8 protein-coding genes are annotated in these 12206 nt (G+C 40.9%); 1 reads left to right on the plus strand and 7 read right to left on the minus strand.

The annotated features are described in order from the left end of the window. Positions 1-4: 4 nt before the first annotated feature. The 6 genes from QUF94_RS15330 to QUF94_RS15355 all read right to left on the minus strand — a co-directional run bounded on the left by QUF94_RS15330 (position 5) and on the right by QUF94_RS15355 (position 9545). Positions 5-1180, minus strand: a complete 1176-nt coding sequence (locus QUF94_RS15330; protein WP_289316614.1) for an acyl-CoA dehydrogenase family protein — start codon at positions 1178-1180, stop codon at positions 5-7. A gap of 26 nt (positions 1181-1206) precedes the next feature. Then, positions 1207-2358 (minus strand): acyl-CoA dehydrogenase family protein, encoded by a 1152-nt coding sequence (locus QUF94_RS15335; protein ID WP_289316615.1) that lies wholly within the window; start codon positions 2356-2358, stop codon positions 1207-1209. Between the two features lie 39 nt (positions 2359-2397). Beyond that, a complete protein-coding gene (locus QUF94_RS15340) occupies positions 2398-3999 on the minus strand; it encodes a long-chain-fatty-acid--CoA ligase (RefSeq protein ID WP_289316616.1) in 1602 nt (533 codons plus the stop codon). Positions 4000-4330: 331 nt separating this feature from the next. Continuing rightward, a complete protein-coding gene (gene parC, locus QUF94_RS15345) occupies positions 4331-6775 on the minus strand; it encodes a DNA topoisomerase IV subunit A (protein WP_289316617.1) in 2445 nt (814 codons plus the stop codon). Further along, complete coding sequence (parE, locus tag QUF94_RS15350; RefSeq protein ID WP_289316618.1) at positions 6765-8750, minus strand: DNA topoisomerase IV subunit B; 1986 nt, start codon at positions 8748-8750, stop codon at positions 6765-6767. Before parE ends, parC begins: the two co-directional genes overlap by 11 nt. Before the next feature lie 384 nt (positions 8751-9134). Continuing rightward, positions 9135-9545, minus strand: coding sequence for a CoA-binding protein (locus QUF94_RS15355; RefSeq protein WP_289316619.1), 411 nt, complete (start codon positions 9543-9545; stop codon positions 9135-9137). A 501-nt stretch (positions 9546-10046) separates the two neighbouring features. Here QUF94_RS15355 and plsY point away from each other — a divergent pair. Continuing rightward, entirely contained in the window at positions 10047-10634 is a 588-nt protein-coding gene (plsY, locus tag QUF94_RS15360) for a glycerol-3-phosphate 1-O-acyltransferase PlsY (RefSeq protein WP_289316620.1), read from the plus strand. 52 nt (positions 10635-10686) lie between these two features. Here plsY and QUF94_RS15365 read toward each other — a convergent pair whose 3' ends face one another. Beyond that, on the minus strand, positions 10687-11985 hold the full coding sequence (locus QUF94_RS15365) for a globin-coupled sensor protein (protein ID WP_289316621.1): 1299 nt from the start codon (positions 11983-11985) through the stop codon (positions 10687-10689). Between the last annotated feature and the right edge of the window lie 221 nt (positions 11986-12206).

The following is a 12206-nucleotide window of genomic DNA, read 5'->3' on the forward strand; positions in this document are numbered from 1 at the left end:
TCTATTATAAGAATTGTCCTAATTTAACATGTCCCTTAATCAAATTCCGGGAAATGATCATCCGCTGTATTTCATCCGTACCATCATAAATCCTCCAAAGCCTAGCCTCGCGGTACCAACGTTCAATAGGAAGCTCCTTCGTATAACCCATGCCACCGTGTATCTGCAATACGCGATCAACGACCCGATTCCCCATATTCGCTCCATAGAGTTTAGCCATTGAAGCTAAATGGCGATTGTCTTCTCCATTATCAAGTGTGAACGCTGCATTCAAAACAAGCCATCTTGCAGCTTCGATTTCTACAGCCGAATCAGCAATCTGCCATTGAATGGCCTGTCGCTCAGCAATCGGTTTACCGAATGTAACACGTTCTTTAGCGTATTCTATAGCCATTTGCAGCAATCTTTCTGCAGAACCGACAGCGCGCGCCCCCACAATCCATCTTGCAAACCCAATCCATTCCAAGCCTAGTTTATAACCGCCATGCACTTCCCCTAAAATGTTTTCTTCGGGTACCCTGACATTATCAAAAACCAAACCTGCCGGTCCCCATTCTCCCATCGTATTGATATATTCTGATCTCCAGCCCATATCACGGTCTACTATGAAACAAGTTACCCCTTCCGTTCCGGTTGCTTGATGACTTTCTTTGTCGGTTACAGCAATGACCATGACGAAGTCGGCATCGTTTCCTCCTGTAATGAAAGTTTTTTCCCCGTTAAGCACCCATTCGTTCGCTTCTTTTACTGCCGTCATTTTAATATTTCGCGTATCGGACCCTGCTCCCGGCTCCGTCATGGCAAAACAGGACTTTTTCTCCCCGTTAATCGTAGGGATCAGATATTTCTTTTTCTGTTCTTCATTTCCATAATAAAGAATATTGTCCGCCGAACCTCCAAAGCTGAATGGTACAAACGTTTTTGATACTTCCATCAAGACAATGGCCATCATAAGCTGTCCTAAGTCTGCCCCGCCAAATTCCTCCGGAGTATTGATGCCCCAAAACCCAGCTTTTTTTGCTTTTTCCTGTAATTCTTTTAATGTCCCCTCTGGTAAACTAGGTTTTCCAGCCATTTCATTGCGTAGTACTTCATTTTCCAAGGGAATCAATTCATTTTCCACGAACTTGCGTATTGTTTTTTGTACCATTTTTTGTTCATCCGATAATCGTAAATCCATTTTAACCCCTCCACTTTCCAATTAGACTAGTTTTGATATTTTCTCTTCAATTGCCCAGTAATGATATTTTTTTGGATTTCGGATGTGCCTTCATATATTCTAGTGATTCGGGCATCCCGATAGAAACGTTCAACTGGATAATCCTTCATGTATCCCATCCCGCCATGAATCTGAACGGCCTTATCAGCGACACGATTATATACTTCTGAACCATACAACTTAAGCATCGCCGCTTCTTTAATGATTTTTTCTTTCTGATCGACCATCCATGCGACACGGTATGTGAATGAGCGAAGTGCTTCTATTTCCATTGCCATCTCGGCAATCATATGGGATACGGCTTGATGATCAATGATAGGAACATCGAATTGTTCACGTTCAGTGGCATATTTAGTAGATAGATCCAGCAGGTATTGACAGGACCCCAAATTTCGTGCCGCAAGGCCTGCCCGGCCATTTGCAAGGATTTTCAATGCATTTACATACCCTTGACCAACGTCCCCCAATACATTTTCAGCCGGAACCTCGCAATCTTCAAAAACCAATTCGGCCGAATGTGAGCCTCGTAGTCCCATTTTCCTTTCCAGGCTACCAACTCTAAAACCCGGAAAATCCTTTTCTACTATGAATGAAGTGATTCCTTTTGCCCCTTTATCTTTGTCCGTTACGGCCATAACTGTAAAAATATCCGCTACATCTGCATTCGTTATATAATGCTTAGTCCCATTTAGGATATACTTATCGCCACTTTTGACAGCCGTCATTTTGAGATTCGTCGCATGGGACCCCGCTGCAGGCTCAGTTAAAGCAAATGCGCCAATTTTATTACCGCTTGCCATATCTGGAAGATACTTTTCCTTTTGCATTTCATTGCCCATTTCAACTATCCCTACTGTCCCTATACCTGTGTGGGCCCCAATCAGAGTGGTATATCCATTATGTGTTTTGCCGATTTCCTCATATAAAGCACATTTCCCTACCATTCCGATTCCGAGCCCACCATACTTTTCCGGGATACTAAGTCCGAATAACCCGATTTCCTTCGATAAATTTATGATCGATTCCGGTATATGATCTTCATCCTCTATCTGCATGGAAAAAGGATCGATTTGCTCTTCGATAAACTGTCTTATATTTTCTTTTAATAGCAGGATGTCTTCATCTAAGCGAAAGTCCATTTGAATTCCCCTTTATCTGCGAATTGATTGTTAACGCTTTCATATTTTATCCGAATAAGCGATATGTTTTTCTTGAAGCTTGCGTTTCAAGATTTTACCGACAGCCGTCTTCGGAAGTTCACTTTCAAATGTGATTATTTTTGGGACTTTAAAGACAGCGAGCTGTTTTCGGCAATAATCTTTCAACTCGTTTTCAGTTATCCTTTCACTTGGCTTTAAAACTACCGCTGCATGTACCGTTTCACCGCGATATTGATCGGGAACGCCAAAGACGGCAGCTTCAAGAACCTTAGGATGGCTGTATAGAATATCTTCAATTTCAATTGGATATATATTGAATCCGCCTGCGATGATCATTTCTTTCTTGCGTCCCACAATGTAAAAGAAGCCATCTTCATCCATCTTGGCAATGTCACCGGTATGAAGCCATCCGTTTTGAATCGTATTTCGCGTCTCTTCAGGCATGCCCCAATAGCCTTTCATTACCTGTGGACCCTTAATGACCAATTCACCTGGTGTATCAACCAAGAGGGATGGCTCTCCTGTAATACTGTCAATTATGGCAGCATCAGTATTTTGTAAAGGAATCCCGATACTTCCAGATTTCTGGAGACCGCTAACTGGATTTCGGTGAGTGACTGGTGACGCCTCGGACAGGCCATAGCCCTCTGCAATCTTTGTTCCACTCAATTCGTTAAACCTTGACAATACATTCAATGGCAATGGTGACGAACCTGAAACGCAAGATTTCAATGTATGCAAATCAAATGGATGGGACTGGTAATATTGTAATAAAGCAATATACATCGTTGGTACCCCAGGAAAAATGGTCGGCTTAAGTTTATTGATAATATCGACGATTTCCGTCACCTCAAACCGGGATACAAGAATTAATTCCCCGCCATTATAAAATGTCAGGTTCATCCCTGAAGTCATCCCGTAAACATGAAATAATGGGGAAACTCCAAGTACCCTTTCCTTCCCCTTTTGAGTATTGATTCTTGAAGCAGCTGCACTTTGCAGCGTATTCGCAACGATATTACGATGGGTTAGCATCGCCCCTTTAGAACGCCCTGTCGTTCCTCCTGTATATTGGAGGACGGCGACATCTTCGGAGGGTTCAATCCGCACTGTGAAATCCGCCTCTGTTACTGATATCAGCTTTTTTGTCATTTCACATTTACCTTTTTCCAGCGACACGCACAACATCTTTTCAACATCGGTTTCAGCCATTACGGCTTCAACTATTGGCAATAATTCGTCGAGCACAATGATGAGCCTTGCACCTGAGTCTTTCAGGACATGTATTAGTTCGTTTTGCTTATACATCGGATTGATTTGGACAACTATTGCTCCATTCAAAAGAGTTCCTAAAAAACCAATCGGATATTGGGGACAATTAGGGAGCATAAGAGCCACACGATCCCCCTTTTTAATCCCTTCATCAGCAAGCGAGCGGGCACATTTTTTCACTAAGTTCCCTAACTCTGAATATGTATACCTTTGCTCCATGAACGTAACTGCTGTTTTATCCGAATATTGTTCGACTGATTGATAAAATAGTTCTGTTAAAGATATTTCAGGAATATCAATCTCCATTGGATTTCCGGGCGGGATATGCTTTTTCCAAGGTCTATCCATTGGTCCTCCCCTTTCTTCATTCAAAAAATAAAGAAGTCATACTAACAATATGCAAGGAGTGTGCCAAAAATAAATCGTTATGATATGTAGATTCTGTTAATATTAAAATTCAAAATTGAATTATTTGTTATCCCATTAGAAATATATGACTCGCAATGCTAGGATTTAAAATTGACTCAATAAGTCATTTTTGACTTAAAAGGTTACTCTCGTAAAAGGAATCAACCTGTAATGGGGATATGCGGGGATTATTTTCTTATAGGACCGTTCTTTTGTGAAAAAAATAAAAAGGGATGCTGATCATGATCAGCATCCCTTTTAAAAAAATGATTCACTGCTCTATGGCGGAGTCATCTTCCAATGATATTTTCCACAGTTCTTTCGCTTTTCCACTAACCGTTTCATCAAAAACAAATGATCCATTCGTGTATCGATCATGATTTTTTAATGAAGCGGCATGGATCGTTTCAATGGTTCCCTTTTCGGAAAGAATGAATAGACTATCAGTTTTGTTGATGGTATCAAATCCAATGACCCTATGAGGATTCGATTTCAATTCCCTCAAGACCACGACACCGCGTTTTGCTCGGCTCGTTTTCTCAAACTCGGTTAATTTCATTTTCTTGATGGCTCCGCGCTGGGTAACGATAAGGATTGATTCTTTACTATCCTTGGCTAAAACCTTTCCGCCAATGACATAGTCATCCTCTTTCAAATTAATCCCTTTGACTCCTGCTGCCCGGACACCGACAACACTTACTTCTTCTTCATCAAACCATAAACCATAGCCGTTATGCGTGACTAGGAAAAGGTCTGCCTGTCCATCGGTATGATGGACATCGACCAGTTCATCATCACCTTTTAAATTGACACCGACCAGTGGTTTTGAATGTCTCTGGGCTTTGTAGGAAGCTATTTCAGTCTTTTTCACCATACCATTTTTAGTGATGAACACTAAGAATTGCGGCAGGGTGAAATCTTTGATAGGAATCGCTTTTATGATTTGTTCTTCCCTATCGATAGGTATGATGTTCGCGATATGCTGACCGGTTTCCTTCCAACGAATATCAGGAAGCTGATGAACTGGACAATAGAGGAAGTTTCCTTTGGATGTGAACAGTAACAGGACATCTGTCGTATTCATCTCCAGCCTCTGGAGCAGGCGATCGGAATCCTTCATGCCAAAATCAAGACCGCCTGATGCTGTATAAGATCGTAAGGAAGTCCGTTTGACATAGCCTTCTTTCGTCACGGTCACCATCACATCTTCACTCGCAATCAAGACTTCAAGATTAATTTTGATTTCTTCAATTTCTTTTTCGATTTTGGAACGCCGGCCGTCATCAAAACCTTTTTTAATGAATCGAAGTTCTTTTTTTATTACTTGAAAAAGAACTTTTTCACTGCCAAGAATCTTGGTCAATTCCTCAATTTTGTTCTTCAATTCCTTTGCCTCTGCTTCAAGCGCTGTAATATCCGTATTTGTCAGCCTATATAACTGTAATGAGACAATGGCTTCAGCTTGAGCTTCTGTAAATGCGAAATTAGCGATGAGATTATCTTTGGCATTCCGTTTATCTTTAGAGGCACGGATTACAGCGATGACTTCATCCAATATGGACAAAGCCTTCACTAAACCATCGACAATATGTGCCCTGTCATGAGCTTTTTGCAACTCATAACGGGAGCGGTTCACGATTACCTCTTTACGGTGATCGATATACGCATCTAGCATTTTTGGCAGGCTCATCAATGTCGGCCGTTTTTTATAAATCGCGACCATATTAAAATTGTAAGCAATTTGAAGATCGGAATTTTTATATAAATAATGCAGGACGCCATTGGCATCCGCTTCCTTTTTCAGTTCAATGACGATACGCAGTCCTGTACGGTCCGTTTCATCCCTTACTTCAGCGATACCTTCCACTTTCCGGTCAAGACGGAACTCATCCATTTTTTTAACAAGGTTCGCTTTATTGACTTCATAAGGGATTTCAGTGATGACGATTTGCTGTTTGCCGCCGCGAATCGTTTCCACTTCCGCCAACCCGCGAATGATTATTTTCCCTTTACCTGTTTCATAGGCTTTACGAATGCCTTCAATTCCTTGAATGATACCGCCTGTAGGGAAATCCGGCCCCTTAATGACCGTCATTAAATCAGCGACTGTCGCTTCAGGCTTATCGATTCGCATAATGGCAGCATCAATGACTTCACCTATTTGATGTGGCGGGATTTCAGTGGCATAGCCCGCAGAAATTCCTGTGGATCCGTTTACAAGTAAGTTAGGGAACATCGCTGGCAAAACAATAGGTTCTTCCGAAGTATCATCGAAGTTCGGTACAAAATCGACCGTCCTTTTTTCAATATCTCGTAACATCTCGGAGGCAATCGATGATAGCCTTGCTTCTGTATACCTCATCGCAGCAGGCGGATCACCATCAATACTACCGTTGTTTCCGTGCATTTGAACCATGACCTTTCGCAGCTTCCAGTCTTGGCTCATCCGGACCATTGCCTCATAAACAGATGAATCGCCATGAGGATGATAGTTACCAATTACATTACCGACCGTTTTTGCAGATTTCCTAAATCCTTTTTCCTGTGTATTTCCTTCTACATGCATCGCATACAATATCCTGCGCTGAACTGGCTTTAATCCGTCCCTTGCATCCGGCAGTGCCCGATCCTGGATAATATATTTACTGTAACGCCCGAAGCGGTCCCCAATTACCTCTTCTAGCGGCAAATCTCGAAACGTTTCTTCAAATACCATCGTTATTGACCTCCTCTTCAATCGACATATTTTCATTATCTAAAATATTCGATTCCTCTTCGAGACCAAAAGCGACATTGGCTTCAATCCATTTACGGCGCGGTTCGACCTTATCTCCCATCAACGTTGTCACTCGTCTTTCTGCACGGGCACCGTCATCGATCTTCACACGTATCAATGTCCTTGTTTCCGGGTTCATGGTCGTATCCCATAATTGATCGGCATTCATCTCACCCAGCCCTTTATAGCGCTGAATCATATAGCCTTTCCCTACCTTGTCTAATGCTCCCTGAAGTTCCTCGTCGCTCCAAGCATATTCAATGACTTCTTTCTTCCCGGTCCCTTTACTCACTTTATATAAAGGGGGCAAGGCAATGTAAACCTTTCCTGCCTCTATCAACGGCTTCATATAGCGATAAAAGAAAGTCAGCAGCAGCACTTGGATATGGGCACCATCCGTGTCGGCATCAGTCATGATGATAACTTTATCATAGTTGGTGTCCGGTGTATTGAACTCCGCCCCGACACCTCCACCGATAGCATGGATGATTGTATTTATTTCCTCGTTTTTAAAAATATCCGCTAGTTTTGCCTTTTCCGTATTGATAACTTTACCCCGTAATGGCAGTACTGCTTGGAATCGGCGATCGCGCCCTTGTTTTGCGGATCCTCCAGCAGAGTCCCCTTCCACGAGATATAATTCATTCCGTTCGGGATTTTTCGATTGAGCCGGTGTCAATTTCCCTGAAAGGATGGCGTCGGATTTTTTCCGTTTCTTCCCGCTTCTTGCATCTTCACGGGCTTTGCGCGCAGCTTCCCGGGCCTGGAACGCTTTAATCGCTTTTTTAACCAATAGTGTACTAGTGGTCGGATCTTCTTCAAAAAAGTAGGCTAAGTGCTCTGACACGATGGAATCGACTGCAGAACGGGCTTCGCTAGTTCCAAGCTTGCTCTTGGTTTGTCCTTCGAATTGAAGAAGTTCTTCTGGGATACGAACAGAAATTATTGAAGACAAGCCTTCACGTATATCGGTACCTTCGAGGTTTTTATCTTTTTCCTTCAATAGCCCCATTTTTCTGGCATAATCATTAAATGCCCGTGTCATGGCCGTTTTTGCGCCAATCTCATGGGTGCCGCCGTCTTTTGTTCGAACGTTATTTACAAAGCTTAAAATATTTTCTGAATACCCATCGTTGAATTGAAAGGCGAGATCGACTTCAATCCCATTTTGTTCCCCTTCTAAGCTGACTACACTATGAAGGGTCTCTTTTTCCTCATTTAAGTAATCCACAAACGCTTCAATTCCATTTTCATAGTGAAAAGTTTCATTATGGTCGTTTCGTTCATCCGTCAATTCTATCTTCATGCCTTTTAAAAGAAAAGCTGATTCGCGAAGACGCTCACATAGGATATCATAATTGAATGTTGTCACCGAAAATATTTTTGGATCGGGCTTGAAGTGGATTTTGGTACCAGCTTGATTGGTTTTACCGATTTTCTCCAGGGTCGTTTCCGGCTTGCCGCCATTGAAAAACCGTTGTTCGTAAATGAACCCGTCCCTTTTAATCGTCACGACAAGCCATTCAGACAACGCGTTAACGACCGAAGCACCAACCCCATGAAGGCCTCCGCTCGTTTTATATCCGCCTTGTCCAAATTTACCCCCGGCATGAAGAATCGTCAAAATGACTTCAGGCGTCGGTTTACCCAATTTATGCATACCGGTAGGCATTCCACGGCCTTTATCTGACACACTTACACTGTTATCTTTATGTATTTTCACACTAATTTGGTCTCCATATCCAGCCAAAGCCTCATCTACGGAGTTATCGACAATCTCGTACACTAAATGATGAAGTCCGCGTGCATCAGTACTGCCGATATACATACCGGGACGTTTTCTGACCGCTTCGAGTCCTTCCAGTACCTGAATTGCATCATCATTGTACTCGATTGTTTTTACTTTCTTTGCCACAGAAATTCCCCTTTCCTTACTAAACACAATTTCCGGGCCAAATCATACTGCAATGAAATGACTCACTAGCTTAACAAATTCATTCATACGTTAATATCATATAAAAAGTATAATACTTTCACGAACAAAGAACGAGTGTTCTATTTTTTTCGTCCCTTTTATTAGCGTTAGCACCTTTGTTTGGAACTGTTCACTTTTTTGAAAACGTATCATAGCTACCTTTCTAATTGTAGCGGTAAATTTTCATTTGGCAAATATACTTTTACTATTTTAATCAAATTAAGCTTAAATGGCTTAAATTTGCCCTGAAGCTCAATCCCCACTATTTCTCTGGTTGAGACACTGCCATCCTTAAAAAAGAGCGGAAGTTCCGCTCTTTTCATTTTACTTAGTAAGGGCGTGTTCGACTTTAATGCATCGATTCATGATGACAGTATATCCTTTTTCTTTCAAAAAATTATAGGCTTCTTCATTTTCCACCCCTAGCTGTGCCCAAAAGATATCAGCATCGATTTCTGCAAATTCCTTGGCAATCTCCGGAAGGAACTCTGAACGGCGGAAAACATTGACGATATCGATGTGCCCTTCAATATCTTTCAGGGCTTTTACTGCCTTGACACCCAGCACTTCAGATACAGCAGGGTTTACCGGGATGATTTCATAACCGCTTTCCTGCATGGCCTTTGATACCATATAAGAAGTTCGCTCAGGGTTATTTGATAAACCAACGACAGCGATGCGCTTTGATTTTTTCAACATCTGACCCATTTCTTCTCTGCTTGGATTCTCTATCATTCTTTTCAATCCCCTTTATAATAAAGTGTAATATTTGCATAAAGAGTATTCCTTAACACGGGTATTATTTAAGAGAAAAGCTGTTTATTACCATTATTAAGAAAGACCATTATACAAGAAAGAATATGTTTCGAAAAGGTGTGACCCACTTATCTTAACTGTCTTTCTGTTCATACAGACTACCACGTATTGTAATAATTTATACAAGGAGGCTTCCTTCAATTTATATTTACGAAAATAAGGAAGCGCAAACCTTTAACCCTTCATGAACTTAACGTATATCAAAAGATATAAGTTCATCAAGGAAAATTCATTTTTTCAGTGGATTTTTTTTTGGACAGCCGTACCATTTTGTCACGAAAATGTTACAATAAGAGAAGCTTAACAGGTAGTTTAAGGCTGTTTTTAGCTATTTCTACACGTTTATTTTTGAAAAAAGGAACAATCAGCTTCTTAAACGTGATAAAAAAGAAGATTTTTCTTTAAAGAAAGGATCATAGAATGTTTACATTTATCACTCTACTGTCAGCCTACCTGATCGGTTCGATTCCTTCCGGTTTAATAATAGGTAAAACCTTTTACAAAATCGACATTCGGGAACATGGCAGTAAAAATCTAGGCGGGACAAATACCTTCAGGACACTAGGTGTCAAAGCAGGGCTTACCGTTACCATCATGGATATACTTAAGGGTACCCTAGCAACGTTTCTTCCGTACTTGCTTGGCGTGGAAATGCATTTATTGCTAGCCGGCGTTTTTGCAGTCATCGGTCATATGTTTCCCATTTTCGCTAACTTTCGTGGCGGGAAAGCGGTGGCAACTTCAGCTGGTGTCATTCTTGCTTATGAACCATTGTTTTTTGTCTTTGCCGTTATCATATTCTTTATATCCTTATACATATCCAAATATGTCTCGCTTTCTTCCATGATTGCTTCTCTACTTGCTCTCATCTACAGTTTAGTGTTTCATGCCGGTGATTGGCCGCTTATTATTGTAATCGGTATATTAACGATTTTCATTTTTTACCGGCATCGTGCAAACATCAAGCGGATTATCAATAAAACTGAACCAAAAGTAAAATGGTTGTAAGAGGATCATATGTCCATCGAAATAAGCCCGTATACACGGGCTTATTTCCATTCTACAATTGATTTGCCGTGTTATTCAGTATACTGGCATGCCCTGACACCTTTTCCGTAGAGTTTCCGATTTCCTGAATGACTGATACTAATTCCTGAATTGTCCTTTCCATTTCAGTTGAATCCGTTATATTCCCTTCGATCACTCCGATTATTTCATTGAAGGCCTTTTCGGTTAACTCAGATTCTTCCTCTCCCGCTTTAACGACCGCCTTGACCCTTTGGACAGATTCAACAACTTCTTTCATATATTCACCGGAAGTATGGACGATTGCGTCTATTTCAGTGATTGAATTTTTAGTCTGTTCAGCAAGCTTCCTGACTTCATTCGCAACAACTGCAAATCCTTTACCATGTTCACCTGCACGCGCTGCCTCGATGGCTGAGTTCAATGAGAGTAAATTTGTCTGGTCGGCCATCCCCTGTACAAGCTTTACAAACTCGGTAATGGTTAGGAAGGATTGGTTTAACAAATCGATGTTTTCATCAACATTTTTCATGAATATAACAAGGTTTTGTATCTTTTCCGTCAAGATCTGCATACGATCCTGACCCTCTTCAGCTATCGTTCTTGAACGAAGGGATAGATTAGCACGCATTACGATCTGCGCTTTGACAAAATGCCCATTTTCTATCAATTGTTTAACGGATACATCCGTTTCTTTACTTAATAATAGTACTTCTTCACTAATCAATGAGATTTTCTTTTTCACTTCCTCCTTGATTTCTATGTATTTATTTTCCCTTGCTTTTAAATTTTCCGCTTCATAGGCTTCAATGACTAACTGCTGTTCGAGATTGAGTATTTTTCCTATCGCTGATATCAATGCACGCTGCTCTTCTTCATTCTTGGTTTGCTCAAAGACAATCTTTTGCAAAAAATTCTGTACATTTTGAAAACCGGATGAATACCAGCGTGGCTCTAATCCAATTCGATAATGAGTCTTCGCCACCTTCGTTCGCAATGCAACAAATTCATCGTCGATCACACCATTGAATAATGTTAGCATATGAGAAATTAACGTTTTTCTCAATTTTTCCACTGTACTGTGCTCCGTGATTATCCCTTTCAATTCCGGAACCTGCAGAATCGTTTGGTAAAAGGAATCCACAACACTTTCGACCTTAGGTTCTATTGCCTCCCTAAAAGCATGAATCAGCTTTAAATCGAATTCTTTTAAATCAATGATATTTACCTGAAGTCTCACCTGTTCACTGCTTACATCCAATATACCATCCGTCTCTTTTGCCTTTTGAAGCCAGATTGCTTTTTCCGGCTTCGCTTTCGTGAAAATCCCCATTTCCTACTCCCCCTGATCATGTAATTCGCGTTAAGGTCAATCTTAACCATCAAATCAACATGAACCTTTATACCTATTTTATTGAAATTAAATAAAAATACATAAATTACAAATGGTGTTTATAGTTCATCCGGACTACCACTTATCTTATTCTGACTTCAACCACACTCTATGTCAAGGTAAAATATACTGAAAATTATTACAATAACTTCCATTCATAT

Source organism: Peribacillus sp. NJ4 (assembly GCF_030348345.1).
Classification (GTDB): Bacteria; Bacillota; Bacilli; order Bacillales; family DSM-1321; genus Peribacillus.

Coding starts and splice junctions, on each gene's coding strand:
- QUF94_RS15330 (WP_289316614.1), bottom strand. CDS start 1,180: ATGGATTTACGATTATCGGATGAACAAAAAATGGTACAAAAAACAATA.
- QUF94_RS15335 (WP_289316615.1), bottom strand. CDS start 2,358: ATGGACTTTCGCTTAGATGAAGACATCCTGCTATTAAAAGAAAATATA.
- QUF94_RS15340 (WP_289316616.1), bottom strand. CDS start 3,999: ATGGATAGACCTTGGAAAAAGCATATCCCGCCCGGAAATCCAATGGAG.
- parC (WP_289316617.1), bottom strand. CDS start 6,775: ATGGTATTTGAAGAAACGTTTCGAGATTTGCCGCTAGAAGAGGTAATT.
- QUF94_RS15355 (WP_289316619.1), bottom strand. CDS start 9,545: ATGATAGAGAATCCAAGCAGAGAAGAAATGGGTCAGATGTTGAAAAAA.
- plsY (WP_289316620.1), top strand. CDS start 10,047: ATGTTTACATTTATCACTCTACTGTCAGCCTACCTGATCGGTTCGATT.
- QUF94_RS15365 (WP_289316621.1), bottom strand. CDS start 11,985: ATGGGGATTTTCACGAAAGCGAAGCCGGAAAAAGCAATCTGGCTTCAA.